Here is a 15650-nt window from a genome sequence, read left to right on the forward strand (position 1 = left end):
GGGGGCTCAGGCCGGGCTCGGCCCCGGCTTACGTGGCCAGAGCGGCCTGCATGGGCGTGGCCGCGCCCGAGACGACCAGCAGGCCGCGTCCCGGAGGCCCGCCCACCGCGCCGCGCGGCAGCCGCACGTTGAACAGGTCGCCGTCCGCCGGGCTCTGCACCGACAGCAGCAGCCCGGTGCGCGACTTGCGCGCCTCGGCCACGAACCCCCGGTACGCCGTCGCCAGGTCGCCGGTCGTGCCCGCGATCAGCAGCCCGTGCTCGCCGTCCCGCCCGCTGCGCAGCGTGGCCTCCAGCGCCATCCCGAGCGGCGAGTCGGGGGAGACGAGCTCGGCGTCGTCCACCAGCACGACGTACCGGTCATGCCCCGCCAGCGCGCCGGGCAGGTCGTCCCCCTCGCCGGTCAGAACGCCGAGCACGCCGTCCTGGCCGGACAGCTCGCGCAGCGGGCTGCGGCGCGGGGCCACCACGGCGACCGGCGTGTCCTGGCCGAGCAGCCAGCGCGCGGCCGTCAGCAGCGCCGACGACCGTCCGGACCTGGACGGGCCCGCGACCACCGCCGCAGGGCCCTGCGCGCCCAGGTCGACGCCGAGCGGGGCCAGCGAGTCCCCGCCCGCCCCGAGCAGCGCCCACAGCGGCGAGGGCGGCTTGAAGCCCGGGACCAGGTCCAGGGCCTGGGCGGAGGTGATGCGCATCGGCAGCGCGTCCACGCGCAACAGCGACGCGGGCGCGGGGTGCCGCTCGGCGGACGCGCGGGCGAGCGCCTGCAGGACCGCGACCTGAGCCGGGCCCGCCGGGTCCTCGTCCAGCAGCGCGATCTGGTTCTCGACGAGCCCCTGTTCCCCCATGGACAGCGCGCGGCCGGGCGGCATGACGGACGGCAGGCTGCGCGGAGGCAGTCCCGCCAGCCCGTAGTCGGCGGGATCGGCCAGCCGCATGATCAGCCGGTCGTCGAACAGCGTGGAGATCTGGCCGAGCAGCCCGGACCTGTCCGCGGTGACCACGGCCCGCAGCCCCACGGCGGGGCCCTCGCGCAGCAACTGCATCAGCGCGTCCAGCAGCCGGCCGTAGTCGTAGCCCTCGAAGGCGGCGGCGAAGCCCTCCCAGCGGTCCAGCATGAGCACGAGCCACGGCATCCGCAGCGCCTCGTCGCCGTGCCCTCCGGTCTGCCCGGCCGCCTGCCTGGCCTCGGCCAGGGACGCGTACCCGGCCTCGGCGAGCACCTGCTGCCTGCGGCCGATCTCGGCGCGCAGGCGGGTGAGCAGCCGCTCGACCCGGTCGAGCTGGTCCCGGGTGACCACCGCGCCGCAGTGGGGGAGCGCCACGAGGGGCAGCAGCGCGCCGGAGCCGCAGTCGATGGCGTGCACGTGGACGTCCTCGGGCGAGGCCAGCCGCGCGATGGAGCCCGCCAGCGTGCGCAGCGCGGTCGACCTGCCGGTGCGCGCGGTGCCGGCGATCAGCAGGTGGCCGCCGCGCGGCAGGTCGAGGGCGAGCGGGCGGCGGTCCTGCGCCCACGGCAGGTCGGTGACGCCGAACGGCAGCGGCGGCACCTCCCCGGCCCTGGTCAGGGCCCGCGCCGACCACGTCTCCTCAGGTCCCTCCAGGAGGGTCGCGTCCGGCAGGGGCGGCAGCCACGGGCTGGGCTGCTCGGGGACGTTCGCGAGGCGCGCCGCGTCCACCAGGGCGTCGACCAGGACGGCCAGGTCGGACGCCGGCCCCGACGCCGAGACGCCCCCGGTGGACTCGGGGACCGTGCGCAGGGGGTGCCCGAGGTCGCGCCAGCCGACCTCCACGACCCGGGGCCCATGGGCGCGGCGCGCGACCTCCGGGACCCGGCCGCCGATCCTGGCCGTCTGGACGGGCTGCGCCGGGCCCGCACCCGAGCGGACGTAACAGCGGCCGGGCGTGGACTTGGAGATGTGGGCGGCCTCGGGGCCGGAGATGACGTCGGCCGACTCGGCGGGCTCGGTCACCCGCAGCGCGATGCGCAGCGAGGTGTTGGCCTGGATGTCGGCGGTGACGACGCCGCCCGGTCGCTGCGTGGCCAGCACCAGGTGGATGCCGAGGGAGCGGCCGCGCCGCGCGATGTCGACGAGCCCGTCCATGAAGTCGGGCAGCTCGGACACCATCGCGGCGAACTCGTCGATGATCAGCAGCAGGCGGGGAAGGGACGGGCGGGAGCCGGTGAGCTCCTGGTAGTCGTCGATGTCCTTGGCCCCGTGGGCGAGCAGCAGGCGCTCCCTGCGCCGGATCTCGGCGGCCAGGGACGACAGCGCGCGCTGGGTGAGGTGCTCGTCCAGGTCGCTCACCATGCCCACGGTGTGCGGCAGGCGCACGCACTCCTTGAACGCGGCCCCGCCCTTGTAGTCGATCAGCACGAACGTCATCTCGTCGGGCCGGTTGGCCACGGCCAGCGAGCAGATGAGCGTCTGGAGCAGCTCGGACTTGCCCGCGCCCGTGGTGCCGGCGACCAGCGCGTGCGGGCCGTCCGTCCGCAGGTCCACGCTGAACGGCCCGTCGGCGCCGACGCCGATCGGCACCGTGGTGGTACGGCCGCCCGCGCGCCAGCGGGCCGCGATCGCGCGTCCGGTCGGGGCGGGCAGCGCCAGCAGGTCCAGCAGGCGCACCGAGCCGGGCAGGACGGCCGTCGAATCGTCCCTGCTCACGTCCCGCAGCGGGGCCAGGGAGCGCGCGAGGCGGTCGCACCAGGCGACGGACACCTGGTCGGCGAGGATCTCCCCGATCGCGTCGAGGCCGCCGCCGCGCAGCCGGACGAACCCGCTCTCGCCGCAGTCGACGACGGTGGCGCACTCCTCGGGCAGCAGCCGCTGGTCCTCGTCGACGGCGATCGTGTAGACGCCCGCGCGCGGGCCCTGCCGGAGCACCTGCGGCATGCCGGGGAGGCCGCGCAGCACCTGGGCGCCGTCGAGGATCACCAGCACGTCGTACGGGCGGTCGTCGTAGGAGGCGAACAGCGGCTCCTCGCCGGGCTGCGACGAGCGTCCCCAGGACTTGAGCGCGCCGCCGAGCGCTCCTTGAGGGTCGTCGTCGCCGAGACGCGCGCCGATCAGCGCGGCGAGCTCCGCGACCCGCTGGGCGGCGGCCTCGGGGTCGGCGCCGACCAGCGCCAGGGCGTCGGTGTCGCGGGGGGCGCAGTGCGGCAGCCAGCGGGCCCAGTTCCACTGCGCGGAGCCGTCGGCGTTGGCCGACAGGACGACCACCGACAGGTCGCGGGGGCTGTGCAGCGTGGCGGCGGCCCCGAGCAGCGAGCGGGCCACGCCGAGGGCGACCTCCCGCGGTCCGGTCACGCCGACGACGCCGAGCCGCCGCATGGCCAGCGAGACGGGCACGGCGCCGGAGGTCGGCGGCTCGGGCATCGCCAGGTCGGCGGAGGCGCCGCGCTCGGGCACGAACTCGATCTCGGCGGGCAGGTCGGCCAGGCCGACGCGCAGCCGCAGGGCGTCGGGGTCGTGGCTCCTGCGCTCCCACAGGCGCCGGCGCGGGCCGGTGGCGGTGAGCAGCAGCTCGGCGGGGTCGGGGGAGGCGGCGCGGCGTTCGAGCTCGTTGACGGCCCTGGCCTTCTCCACCGCGGCCTCGAAGCCCGCCTGGCGCTCCTTGTACGCCTTGAGCTCCTGGCGGTACTTCCTGCGGCCGTGCCGCCGGTCGCTGATCCACTGGCCGATCATGATCATCGGGGTCATGAGGGCGATCAGCAGGTAGAACCACATCTGGAACACCCAGGCCAGCGTGAAGCCCAGCACGGCGGGCAGGCAGGCGGCCAGCAACTGGAGGCGCACACCCTCGCCCCGGGTGGGCTCCGCGGGCACCTCGAAGCGCCTGCGCCGCTCGGCGGGGCGCAGGCGAGGCGGCCGGTTGTAGGCCAGGCCGCCCTCGGGCAGCGCGTCCAGGTGCGCGTCGGGCGGCTCGGTGGCCCGCAGGACGAGCACGGAGTTGCCGCAGGTCAGCGGGGCGCCGTCCGGCCACGCCCGGGGCGCGCCCACCGGCTCGCCGCCGATGTGCGCGGTGGTGTGGGTGGCGCCGCGCGTCATGGCGCCGATGATCTCGGCGGAGGCCGCCTCCAGGCTCGCGGCGGAGTCGCGGCGTGCCCGTCTCCGTCTCTTCCGCGGGGGCTTGGCCGCCTCCTTGCCCGGGGGCGCGGAGGAGCGCAGGAGCACCTCGTCCGGCGTGACCCGCACCTCGACCGCCTCGGCGGGCATCTCCGGGTCGCCCACCGGCACCGCGCAGGCCGGATCGGAGCCGATGACGTGCACCCCGAGGCCCAGCCTGTGCACCGACCCGGCGGCGGGCCCTCCGACCACCCTGATCTCGATCACGCCGCCCGGCTCTGCCAGCAGTGTCGACCCGGCGGCGCGCTGGTCGAGGGTGACCAGGTCGCCGTCGCGCAGGGCGGCGACCACCGTCGCGTCGGGGTCCAGCCGCCGGCCGTCCACCCACAGCGACGGCCCCTCCTTGGCGGCGCGCGGGCGCGCCTGCCCTCCCATGCCGTACGGCGCGCGTGCGCGCGGCAGGCGTACGACGTTGCCGAGGGTCTCCGCCGGCGCGCCTTTCAGCGCGGCGGCGAGCCCCGCGACCGTGGTCTCCTCGTCGCCCTCGGCCACCACGTCGCGATGGCCGTGCTCTGAGACCACGGTAAGCATGATCCGCATGCGGCGTCTCCTCCGGGTACCGGCTCCCGCGCTTCAACGTAGCGACGGGAGTTCGCCCGGTCCGGAGGTTTACGCCAACCAGACCCGCGGGTGCCCGTTCTCCTACTTCTCCACTCTCTTGCCATCTGGGTGGATGAGATACCACTTGCCGCCGAAATCGGTCTTGCCCTGGCCGTTGTAGTCTCCGGCCGCCTTGTCGCCGCTGTAGTAGTACAACGGGTGCTTGTCGTAGGTGACCTGCTTCTCCCCCTGCGGGCGCGTGGTGGTGCCGAGCAGGCTCTCCTTGACCCCGTCGCCCGCCCGCGGCTTGTCACGGGTGATCAGCGGCGGCCAGGCGGTGGCGCAGGCGCCGGTGCAGTTCGGTGTGCTCCCGGTGTCCTTGTCGAACACGTAGAGCGCCCTGCCGTTGTCGCCCACCAGGACCTTGCCGTACTTGGAGTCGGCGACCTTGACCTTGGCGTGCTCGGGCGTGGGCATGGGGCTCATCGACTCGGTGCCGGAGGGCGACGCCCCGGGCGAGGAGGTGGCCGTGGCCGTGGGGGACCCCGTGGGAGAGGTCCCGGGATAGCCCGGATAGGCGGACTCCGAGCCGGTCGGGGACGCGGACTCCGTGGCGTTCGCCGCCGCGTTGCTGTACCGCGTCGTGGGCGTGGCGGAATTGCCGCATGCGCCCACCAGCAGAACGGTCGTGGCCAGCCCGACGCCGGACGTCAGGATTCTGTTCATGACCCCCTCCTTCTCACGTGCTCCGCACCTGCGTGCCGAGACGGACATATGCACCTGTCGAGGGGGGACGTAGCTATCGTTCCCCGCCATAACGGGTTTCAGCACATCCGTCTGGTTTCGGCTGGTCTCATGCTTAAAGACCGATACGGAAAGACCGATAGCCTGGGTGATCGCCCGGCGGCTCCGCGTCCTTCGGGGGCGCGGCTCCGGCGCTGATGTGCGCGGGTTCCCGTTCACCTGGAGGTCGGATGGCGCCCGTCGTCCACAGCCATGTGGAAATCGACCCTCGCCTGTGGATAACTCTGTGGGCAACGGAGGGCGGGACGGGATAAACCGGATATGTGCCTATATTTCAGACAGAACTACTCGGACGGTCCCCGCCCGGGGTTGTGGACAAAGATGTGGACAAGATTGTGCACACGCGGCCGGCAAAGTGTCCGGCCGGTTAACGCGGAGGTACGCCCATGCCCGAATACGTGCAGGTCCAGGTCGCGGTGGACGGGCGCGCCACGGCGGCGGCGCTGGCGCGGTCGGTGGTCTCGGCCGGGCTCGCCGCCTGCGCCCAGGCCGTCGGCCCCATGACCAGCGTCTACCGCTGGAAAGGCGAGATCGAGACGGCCGAGGAGTTCCTGTTGCTCGTCAAGACGACGCGCGAGCGCTCGGGGGAGTTGATCGAGCACATTCGCCGCGAGCATCCGTACGAGACCCCGGAGATCATCGCGCTTCCGGTCGTGGGCGGCCTCGGCGCGTACCTCCGGTGGATCGACGAGGAAACGGCTCGGGTTCCCTTGCAGCCCTAGGAAGGGGTCCGTCCCGGGAGCGGTTAAGATGCGGGTTCGCGGGGAACAGGCAACTGACGATAGTGACGCCTGTTACGGGGGTTACAGCCGATACAAAGGGGAATATAGGCGCAAATTTCGATGCGATCGGTGTGACGGGAACGCTGGGATTGTTGACCCTCCCATTGACAGCTAATCGATAGTGGATGAGCATGGGTCCGGTTTCCAACCCTGAGCTTGGTGCAAGCTGCACGCGAAGGTACGAGAATTCGGTCCCATAACCGAAGATCTCCGTCCTAACATATCCGTGACCATGCCGTTCCGCCCCGTGGTCATGCGGTTCGTCTCGATCGGCCCAGAGTTGATCGATATCAGCGCATGGTGCGGGCATCGGCCTGGTCCCTGATTCGGGAGCCCCCCACCCATGAGGATCAGCGAGAAACCCGACCGCGACAGCCGTGCGACCGTCAACGCGGACCGCCCGGGGTCGCCGGGTGCGCTGTCGGGCCCCGCGTCCCGCAAGCTCCCCGTGCCGCCCCGCGAACGCAAGCCCGCCCTCGCGGCCCTCGCCCTGCTGCTCGTCCTCGGCGGCGCCCTCGCCACCACCCTGCTCGTCGTGCGCAGCGGCGACCGTGTCTCGGCCATCCGCATCACCCAGCAGATCGGCGCGGGCCAGCCGATCATCCTCGCGGCGATGGAAGAGGTCCAGATCGCCGACACGGGCATCGCCTACGTCGACTACCGCCAGCGCGAGAAGGTCGCCGCCACCTTCGCCCGCGTCACCCTGCTGCCGGGCACCCTGCTCACCGAGGCGATGGTCAGCACGGACAGCGAGCAGAGCGGCCCGGGCAAGGTCACCCTCGGACTGGCGCTCAAGGCCGGCCAGGTGCCGCTCGGCCTGCTGCGCGGCGACCACGTCCAGGTGCTGTACGTCCCCGGCTCGGGCAGGGGCACGTCGCAGGGCAGGGTGCTCGCGCCGAGCGCGCTGGTCGAGAGCGTGGGCTCCAGCGAGACCAGCAGCACGGGGCTGGTGTCCATCATCGTCGACTCCTCGGTCTCGCCCACCATCGCCATGTACGCCTCCAGCGGCGAGATCGCCCTGGGCAAGCTCGCGGGAACGGGCTGAGGTGGCGCTCATCGCCCTCGCCGCCGACAAGGGCGCCCCCGGCGTGACCACGGCCGCGACCGCCCTCGGCGCGGTGTGGCCCCGCCCGGTGCTCCTCGCCGAGTGCGACCCCTCCGGCGGCGACCTCGTCTACCGCCTGCCCGGCATGGACGGGTCCGTGCTCAACCCCTCCCGCGGCCTGCTCAGCCTCGGCGCGACGGCCCGGCGCGGCCTGCGCCCCGAGCAGGTCTACGAGCACACCCAGAAGCTGGTGGGCGGCCTGGACGTCCTCACCGGGCTCACCAACGGCGAGCAGGCCGCCGGGCTGACCTGGCTGTGGGGCCCACTCGGCCGCGCGCTGGCCGCGCTTCCGCAGGCGGACGTCCTCGCCGACCTCGGCAGGCTGGGCGGCCACCCGCAGATGAACGAGCTGATCGCCGAGGCCGAGCTGACGCTGCTGTTCACCCGGCCCAGCCTGGACCACGTGGCACACCTGCGCGAGCGGCTGATGCTGATCACCGGGCAGGTCGGCGTGGTCGTGATCTCCGACCCCCGGTCCTATCGCGGGTCGATCGACGAGGTGCGGCGCATCGTCGCCGCGACGAGCAAGGAGGTCGCGTTCGTGGCGGGCCTCGCGTACGACCCGAAGGGAGCCGAGCTGCTGCGCGGCCAGTGGGGCGGCCGGCTGGACCGCTCCCTGCTGATCCGTACGGCCCGCGAGCTGGCCGGGCGCCTGGCCGCCCGCGTCGCGCCCGGACGTACGCCCGCCCCCGGCCGCACGTCGCCTCCGGCCGGCGACGCGCCGCGCCCGCGGACGGGAGGCCTCTCCAGATGAGCGTCACGGCAGAGGAGGTCGGCGGGTGAGCATCGACCACACGCTGGTGAAGCGGTTCCGGCAGGACGTCGGCGACCGTCTCGCGCACCAGCGCCGTCTGGACCAGGCCGGCGGCCTCGCGCCCATGTCGGGCGAGGACGAGCGCCAGTTCGCACGGGCGCTGATCTCCCAGGTGCTGGAGGAGCACGCCCGCAACGAGATCGGCTCGGGCCGCACCCCGCCCACCGCCGAGGAGGAAGAGGCCCTCGCGGCGGGCATCCACGCCGCGCTGTTCGGCGTCGGACGGCTCCAGCCGCTGCTGGACGACCCCGAGGTCGAGAACATCGACGTCAACGGTTGCGACCGCGTGTTCGTCGGGTACGCCGACGGCCAGGAGCTCATGCACGACCCGGTGGCCGACTCCGACGAGGAGCTGGTCGAGCTCATCCAGATCCTCGCCGCCTACAGCGGCCTGTCCAGCCGGGCGTTCGACACCGCCAACCCGCAGCTCGACCTGCGGCTGCCCGACGGCTCCCGCCTCTCGGCCGTCATGGACGTGACGGTGCGTCCGGCCGTGTCGATCCGCCGGGCGCGCCTCGGCAAGGTCTTCCTCAGCGATCTGGTCGGCAACGGCACGCTCACCGCCGAGCTCGGCCGCTTCCTGTCGGCCGCCGTGGCCGCCAGGAAGAACATCATGATCGCGGGCTCCACCAACGCCGGGAAGACCACGCTGCTGCGGGCCCTGGCCAACGAGATCCCGCCCCACGAGCGGCTGATCACGGTCGAGCGCGCCCTGGAGCTGGGCCTGGACCAGTTCCCCGAGCTGCACCCGAACGTCGTCGCCTTCGAGCACCGCCTGCCCAACTCCGAGGGCCAGGGCGAGATCACCATGGCCGAGCTCGTGCGCCGCTCGCTGCGCATGAACCCCAGCCGCGTGATCGTCGGCGAGGTGCTGGGCGACGAGATCGTCACGATGCTGAACGCGATGACCCAGGGCAACGACGGGTCCCTGTCGACCATCCACGCGAACTCCTCGATGGAGGTGTTCAACCGCATCGCCACCTACGCGCTGCAGGCCGAGGAGCGGCTGCCCATCGAGGCCACGCACATGCTGATCGCGGGCGCGATCGACTTCGTGGTCTTCATCGAGAAGCGCAACGACTACCACCAGGGCGGCCGCCTGCGCCGGTACGTCGCCAGCGTCCGCGAGGTCGCGGGCGTCGACGGGCGGGTGCTCTCCTCGGAGGTCTTCGCCCCCGGCCCGGACGGGTACGCCGTGCCGCTCGCGCCGATCGCCTGCCTGAACGACCTGATCGACCACGGCTACGACCCGACGATGGGGGCCTGGTCGTGATCCCGCTGCCCGCCGGGCTCTTCGACTGGCTGGCGCTGCTGGCCGGCGCCGCGGTCGGCGGCGGCCTGTTCCTGCTCGGCCTCGCCCTGTACGGCGTCCGCCCGAAGCCCGCCACCCCTGACCGCGGCGCGCGCCGCCGCGAGCTCGTGCGCAGGCTCTCCACCCGGTCGGCCGTGGCCACCATCACCGGCGGCCTGGTGCTCGTCGTCACCCAGTGGCCGGTCATGGCGGCGGGCGCGGTGCTGCTCGTCCTCGCCTGGCGGGGCCTGACCGGCGGCGCGGCCGAGGAGCGCTCGGCCATGAGCCGGCTCGAAGGGCTCGCCGCCTGGACCGAATCGCTCCGGGACACCATCGCCGGGGCCGCGGGCCTCGAACAGGCGATCCCGTCCTCGATCAGGGCGGCGGCGCCGACGCTGCGTCCCCACCTGCGCTCGCTGGTCGACCGCCTGCACACCCGCATGCCCCTGGCCGACGCGCTGCGCCTGTTCGCCGACGAGCTGGACGACCCCTCCGCCGATCTGGTGATCGCCGCGCTGATCCTCAACGCCAAGCTGCGCGGCCCGGGCCTTCGGGAGGTGCTCGGCGCGCTCGCCGTCTCGGCCCGCGAGGAGCTGGACATGCGCCGCCGCGTCGAGGCCGAGCGCAGGTCCACGCGGCGCAGCGTCCAGATCGTGGTGGGCACGGCCGTCGCGTTCGCCACGCTGCTGGTGGTCTTCAACCGCTCCTACGTCGAGGAGTACAACTCGCTGCTCGGGCAGGCCGTGCTGGTCGTCGTCGCCGCGCTGTTCGGCGCCGGGTTCGCCTGGATGCGGCGGCTCGCCCGGTTCGACAAGCCGGCCCGGCTGCTCGGACCGGCCACCGGCGCCCCCGTGGAGCGCGAGCTGGTCTCGGGAGGCGCCCGTGGTTGAGAACGTCCTGGCGGGCGCGGCGGTGGGCCTCGGCCTGTTCCTGCTGTTCAGGGCCCTGTTCCCGCCCCGCCCCGGCCTGGTGGCCCGCCTGCTCGCGCTGGACTCGGTGCGCGAGGGCGACGACGCGTTCCGGCGCCAGCTCATCAGCCCCGACGAGAACGTCAGCGCGTTCCGGCGGGGCCTCGGCGTCCGGCTCGCCCAGTTCTACGCCTCGCGCGGCTGGGAGGTCCGCTCGGTCCGCGCCGACCTGACGCTGCTCGGCCGCTCCTTCGAGGGCTACCTCGCCACCAAGGTGCTGCTCGCGGTGTCCGGGCTGCTGTCCTTCCCGGTCCTGGTCGGCTGGCTGGCGCTGATCGGCTGGTCGATCTCGCTCCAGGTGCCGCTGTGGGCGGCGCTGGTCGTCGGCGTGGTGTTCTTCTTCCTGCCCGACCTGCAGATACGCCGGGACGCCGCCGTGCGGCGGCGCGACTTCCGGCACGCCGTGGGCGCCTTCCTCGACCTGGTGGCGATGAACCTCGCCGGAGGCAGGGGAGTGCCCGAGGCGCTGCTGATGGCGGTCTCGGTCGGGGAGGGCGGCGGCACGTCCAACTGGGCGATGGCCCGCATCCGCGAGGCGCTCGGCAACGCCAGGATCGTCGGCATCACCCCCTGGCAGGCGCTCGGCCAGCTCGGCGACGAGATCAACGTCGACGAGCTGCGCGACCTGTCGGCGGCGCTCGGGCTGGTGGCCGACGACGGCGCCAAGGTCCGTGCCTCGCTCACCGCCCGCGCGGCGACCATGCGGCGGCGCGAGCTCGCCGAGGTCGAGGGCCAGGCCGGCGAGCGTTCCCAGTCCATGCTGGTCGCCCAGCTCCTGCTCTGCGCGGGATTCGTGATCTTTCTCAGTTTTCCGGCAGCGATGAAGATGTTGGGGGCGTAGATGCTCACTCCACCGTGGCTCGAATACCTGGTCGCCGTGCTGCACGTGCGGGTCGACCGGGCCAGGAACGCCCCCTCGCGCGGAGCCTCCGCCGTCGAGTGGGTGATCATCACGGCGATCATTGCGGGCGTGGCCCTCGGGCTCGCCACGTTGATCAAGACGCTGGTCACCCAGAAGCAGAACGAGATCCAGACCAACTTCGGCGGGGGCGGCGGTACCGGCGGAAAGCCGTGACCGTGCGCTTCCGCCGGGATCGCGCGTCACCGGGCGATCGGTTCGCCCGGCGTCGCCGGGTCGCCAGGGCCGGTCAGGGCGCTCGGGTGGGCCAGGGCGCTCGGGTGGGTCGGAGCGACCGGGCCGGTCGTGAGGACCGGGGGTCGATGGCGGTCGAGGCCGTCATGCTCGCGCCCGTCTTCCTGCTCTTCCTGATGTTCCTCGTCGGCGCGGGCCGCGTCGTGGAGGCGCAGGGCGAGGTGAACGGCGCCGCCAGGGACGCCGCGCGCGCCGCCTCGGTGCAGCGCACGATGGGCGCGGCGTCGGGCGCGGCGGCCGAGGCCGCGAAGGCGGCGCTCGGCGGCCAGTGCCGACCGGAGGTGAGCCTGGCGGGCAGCGACTGGAACGAGGGCGGCACCGTCCGCGCGACCGTGACCTGCGAGCTGAGCCTGGACTTCCTCGGGTTCGGGGCGATCAAGCAGGTGGAGGGCACGTCCGTGGTGCCCTTGGAGCTGTTCCGGAGGGTCGGATGAGACCCGCTCGGGACCGCGGCGGCTCGATGCCGGTGTCCAGCGGCCGATGCTCGTCCACCGGGCGCGGGCCGATGTCGGTCCTCACCGACCGGGGCTCGATGTCGGTGTTCACCGTGCTGTTCTCGGTGGTGGTGTTCATGCTGGCCGGGTTGCTGGTGGACGGCGGGGCCGCGATCAACGCGCGGCTGCGGGCGTCCGACGTCGCCGAGCAGGCGGCGCGGGCGGCGGCCGACCAGATCGACGTCGAGAACCTGCGCGCGACCGGCACCGTCCGCCTGCTCGGGGACGAGGGCGCGGTGTGCGGCAAGGCGCGCCGGATCGTGGCCGCCCACGGCGACTCCGACCTGCGGCTCACGCGCTGCCAGACCGGCGCGGGCCAGGCCGAGGTGGACGTCGCGGTCGGCGTCCGCTGGAAGGCGATCTTCCTGGCGGCGTTCGGGTTCCCCGGAGCCGAGATGTCCGGGACCGCCGTCGCGGGCCCCGACCCCGGCGACCAGCCGCCGTGACCGCGCCGCCCGTCGCGGGCGGACGCCGCGTAAGAGGCTCGAATGACCGGGGGACGAAGGAAGGAGAGGGATGACCGCGTCACGCACGCCCCCGTCGCGTACGCCGTCCAGGGGGATCACGCCGGCGCCGGTCGCGCGCATCCGGCCGCGCCGCACGCCCGGTGACGTGATCGTGGGCATCGGAGCGCTCATCGTCCTGGCCGCGCTCATGGGCGGCGTCCCCTACGCCCTCCTGCGCTACGCCGGCCCGCCGCTGTCCCCGGAGTTGCTGAGCGGCGACCTGCTCACCCGCCAGATCGGCACCGGCACGGCCGTCGCGATCCTGGTGCTGCTGGTCTGGCTGACCTGGTTCCAGCTCGTGATCTGCGTGATCGTCGAGGTGTACGCCGGGATCCGCAGGATCGGCATGCCCGCCCGCGTCCCCCTCTCCGGCGGGCCGCAGGCGCTGGCCAACCGGCTGGTATCGGCCGCGCTCATGCTCTTCACGGTGTCCGCCGCCGCCATCCCGCTCACCGCCTTCTCCTCCGCCCCGCCTCCCGCCAGGCCGACGGTGGTGGCCTCGGCCCTGCACACCCCGGCGAGCACGGACGCCTCGACGGCCTCCCTGGACTCGCTGGAGGCGGTGCGCCAGGTCAAGAAGGTGTACGTCGTCCAGCCGCCGCACGGGCGTCACCACGAGAGCCTGTGGGAGATCGCCGACAAGTGCCTCGGCGACGGGCGCCGCTATCCCGAGATCTACCGGCTCAACCAGCACAAGACCCAGCCGGACGGCACCCGCCTGCAGATGGCCGACCTGATCAGGCCCGGCTGGGTGCTCGACATGCCGGACGACGCGCGGGGCGTCCACGTAGTGCCGGTGGACGAGACGCGCGAGGCCACGCTGAAGCGCCACGCCGGCGAGCCGGTCGAGGCCGACGGCCGCACGCAGTTCGTGGTCCAGGACGCCGGGCACCGCCGGACGGGCGGGACGGACGTCTCCCGCGACCGCCTCGGCACGGTCAACCGCGAGGCCGGCGTCGAGCAGGGGACGTCCGAGGCGAGGAACGCCGGGCAGGAGGAGAGGAAGATCTCCACCCCGCCCTCCCCGCCGCCCCACCGCGCCTACCACCTGCCCGCGCAGAAGGGGACGGGCGCGACGGCGGTCCCGTCCGTCAAGAGCGCCGACAGGACCGCCAAGCCCGAGCAGGCCGACAGGCTCCAGAAGCCCGAGACGCAGGACACCGGCGGGGGTCTAGACCTCATCGACTATCTGGCCGGGGGATCGCTGGCGGCGGCCGGCCTGCTCGCCGCGCTCGGACGCCGCCGCCGCGAGCAGCTCTGGAACCGCGCGTTCGGCCGCCGCATCGCCCGGCCGCGCGGGGACGCCGCCGGGGCCGAGGTCGCGCTGCGCCTGGGCTCCGACGCGCCCGGCAGCCGCATGCTGGACAACGGACTGCGCCTGCTCGGCAAGCTGCTGGCCGAGCAGGGCCGTGTCCCCCCGACCGTCTACGCCGTCCACTTGTCCGCCCGGGGCCTGGACCTGTGGGTGCACCCACCGGAGCCGGACGCGCCCGAGCCCTGGGAGTCGCACGACGGCGGCCGTACCTGGCGGCTGCCCGCCCACGAGGGGCGCGGCATCGACGAGCACGCGCTGGCGGACGCCCCCGCCCCGTACCCGGGCCTGGTCTCGCTGGGGGTGACCGACTCGGGCCGCGTCCTGATTGATCTGGAGGCCGCGCACGGCGTCATCGCCGTCACCGGGCACCGCGTGCGTGACGCCCTGGCCGCGCTCGCCGTCGAGCTGGTGACCAACCGCTGGTCCGACCGGATGCGGGTCACGCTCGTCGGCTTCGGCGGCGACCTGTCGATGATCGCCCCGGAGCGCGTGCGGGTCGTGGGCAGCCTGGCCGAGGCGCTGCCCGAGCTGGAGTCCCAGGCCGAGGAGGTCGCCGCGTCGGGCGACGGCGTGCTGACCGGCCGCGTCCACGCGCGCGCCGCCGACCCCGCCTGGCCGCCGCACTTCCTGCTGTCCGCGATCGCGCCCGACCCCGACGAGGCCGTCCGCCTGGCCCGGCTCGGCCGCCTGGGCACGCGCATGGCGGCCGGGTACGTCGTCGCGGGCGACGTCCCGCACCCCACGTGGACGTGGGAGATCACCGAGGACGGCAAGGCGAAGGTCGACGCGCTCGGCGTCACGGTCGCCGCCCAGTTGCTGCCCCGCCGCCACTACGACGCGGTGATCGAGCTGTTCCGCACGGCCGAGCGCCTCGACGGCGAACCGGTGCGCGAGGAGGAGGCGCCGCAGGAGTTCACCACCTCGCCCACGATCAACGTGCGCATCCTCGGGCCCGTCGAGATCGGCCCGGTGCCGCCGCTGGAGGAGGGCAGGGCCGAGCTGGCGTCCGAGATGGTGGTGTACCTGGCCTCGCACCCGGCGGGTGTCCACCCGGTCGTCCTCGGCGGCATCCTGTGGCCCCGCGGCGTGCAGTCCGTCGTCCGCGACGCCACGATCGCCCGGGTCGCCGACTGGCTGGGCACCGACAGCGAGGGCAGGCCCAACCTCAGGACCGACGACACCGGACGGCTCCGGCTCGGGCCCGAGGTGCGGTCCGACTGGCAGCTCTTCCGCGAGCTGGTCCGCCGCTCGCACAACGACCCGGGCGCGCGGGCCGTGCTGCTGGAACGGGCGCTCGGCCTGGTCCGGGGGCCGTTGCTCAACGGCAGGCCGCGCGGGCGGTACGCGTGGCTGGCGGCCGACGAGCTGGAGTACGAGGTGAGCGCGAGCGTGGCGGACGCGGCGCACCGGCTGTGCGAAGTGCGGCTGGCGCACGGCGACGCCGAGGCCGCGGTGGCCGCCGTCCGCGCGGGGCTGCTGCTCGCGGCCGACGACGAGGGGCTGTGGCGCGACCTGCTGAGGGCCGCGCACGCCACCGGGGACCCGCTCAAGCTGCGCGCGGTCGTGGACGGCCTGCACCGCCGGGCCGCCTCGCATCCGTACGGCGGCGGGATGGCCCCGGAGACGGAGGCGCTCATCGACGAGCTGCTCCCGTCATGGCGGCTGCATTCGATGCCGTCCGCATGATCGAACAGAAGTGACAAAAGGTGCAGACGCCGACAGAAGCGGACGAGATGGCGAGGGTGGCGGGGC

Annotated in this window: 12 protein-coding genes; 10 read left to right on the forward strand and 2 right to left on the reverse strand. The window is 73.8% G+C overall.

Going from position 1 to position 15650, the window contains the following annotated elements; translation table 11 throughout:
- Window positions 1-28 precede the first annotated feature (28 nt).
- Both DQ384_RS25235 and DQ384_RS25240 read right to left on the reverse strand, forming a co-directional pair.
- Window positions 29-4666: a type VII secretion EssC family protein gene (locus tag DQ384_RS25235; protein ID WP_114031362.1), complete on the reverse strand. Its 4638-nt coding sequence runs from the start codon at window positions 4664-4666 to the stop codon at window positions 29-31.
- A 102-nt stretch (window positions 4667-4768) separates the two neighbouring features.
- Window positions 4769-5392 carry a COG4315 family predicted lipoprotein gene (locus DQ384_RS25240; RefSeq protein ID WP_114031363.1) on the reverse strand — a complete coding sequence of 208 codons (624 nt, stop codon included), beginning with the start codon at window positions 5390-5392 and terminating at the stop codon, window positions 4769-4771.
- A 464-nt stretch (window positions 5393-5856) separates the two neighbouring features.
- On the opposite strand from DQ384_RS25240, the gene cutA reads away from it, so the two are divergent.
- From cutA to DQ384_RS25290, 10 genes are all read left to right on the forward strand, one after another.
- Entirely contained in the window at window positions 5857-6192 is a 336-nt protein-coding gene (gene cutA / locus DQ384_RS25245) for a divalent-cation tolerance protein CutA (RefSeq protein ID WP_114031364.1), read from the forward strand.
- A 403-nt stretch (window positions 6193-6595) separates the two neighbouring features.
- Complete coding sequence (locus DQ384_RS25250) at window positions 6596-7297, forward strand: hypothetical protein (RefSeq protein WP_114031365.1); 702 nt, start codon at window positions 6596-6598, stop codon at window positions 7295-7297.
- A gap of 1 nt (window position 7298) precedes the next feature.
- The gene (locus DQ384_RS25255; protein ID WP_114031366.1) at window positions 7299-8111 is read left to right on the forward strand and encodes a hypothetical protein; all 813 of its coding nucleotides are present in this window, start codon (window positions 7299-7301) and stop codon (window positions 8109-8111) included.
- A gap of 25 nt (window positions 8112-8136) precedes the next feature.
- Window positions 8137-9444: a TadA family conjugal transfer-associated ATPase gene (locus DQ384_RS25260; RefSeq protein WP_245966768.1), complete on the forward strand. Its 1308-nt coding sequence runs from the start codon at window positions 8137-8139 to the stop codon at window positions 9442-9444.
- The gene (locus tag DQ384_RS25265; RefSeq protein ID WP_114031367.1) at window positions 9441-10352 is read left to right on the forward strand and encodes a type II secretion system F family protein; all 912 of its coding nucleotides are present in this window, start codon (window positions 9441-9443) and stop codon (window positions 10350-10352) included. Before DQ384_RS25260 ends, DQ384_RS25265 begins: the two co-directional genes overlap by 4 nt.
- Window positions 10345-11271 carry a type II secretion system F family protein gene (locus tag DQ384_RS25270; RefSeq protein ID WP_114031368.1) on the forward strand — a complete coding sequence of 309 codons (927 nt, stop codon included), beginning with the start codon at window positions 10345-10347 and terminating at the stop codon, window positions 11269-11271. The genes DQ384_RS25265 and DQ384_RS25270 overlap by 8 nt, the downstream gene beginning before the upstream one ends.
- Window positions 11272-11505 carry a Flp family type IVb pilin gene (locus DQ384_RS25275; protein WP_114031369.1) on the forward strand — a complete coding sequence of 78 codons (234 nt, stop codon included), beginning with the start codon at window positions 11272-11274 and terminating at the stop codon, window positions 11503-11505.
- Between the two features lie 146 nt (window positions 11506-11651).
- Complete coding sequence (locus DQ384_RS25280) at window positions 11652-12017, forward strand: TadE/TadG family type IV pilus assembly protein (RefSeq protein WP_114031370.1); 366 nt, start codon at window positions 11652-11654, stop codon at window positions 12015-12017.
- Window positions 12014-12523, forward strand: coding sequence for a pilus assembly protein TadG-related protein (locus tag DQ384_RS25285; protein WP_245966769.1), 510 nt, complete (start codon window positions 12014-12016; stop codon window positions 12521-12523). Before DQ384_RS25280 ends, DQ384_RS25285 begins: the two co-directional genes overlap by 4 nt.
- Before the next feature lie 70 nt (window positions 12524-12593).
- Window positions 12594-15584, forward strand: a complete 2991-nt coding sequence (locus DQ384_RS25290; protein WP_245966770.1) for a BTAD domain-containing putative transcriptional regulator — start codon at window positions 12594-12596, stop codon at window positions 15582-15584.
- Window positions 15585-15650: the final 66 nt, after the last annotated feature.

The organism is Sphaerisporangium album, from assembly GCF_003323745.1.
Taxonomy (GTDB): Bacteria; Actinomycetota; Actinomycetes; order Streptosporangiales; family Streptosporangiaceae; genus Sphaerisporangium; species Sphaerisporangium album.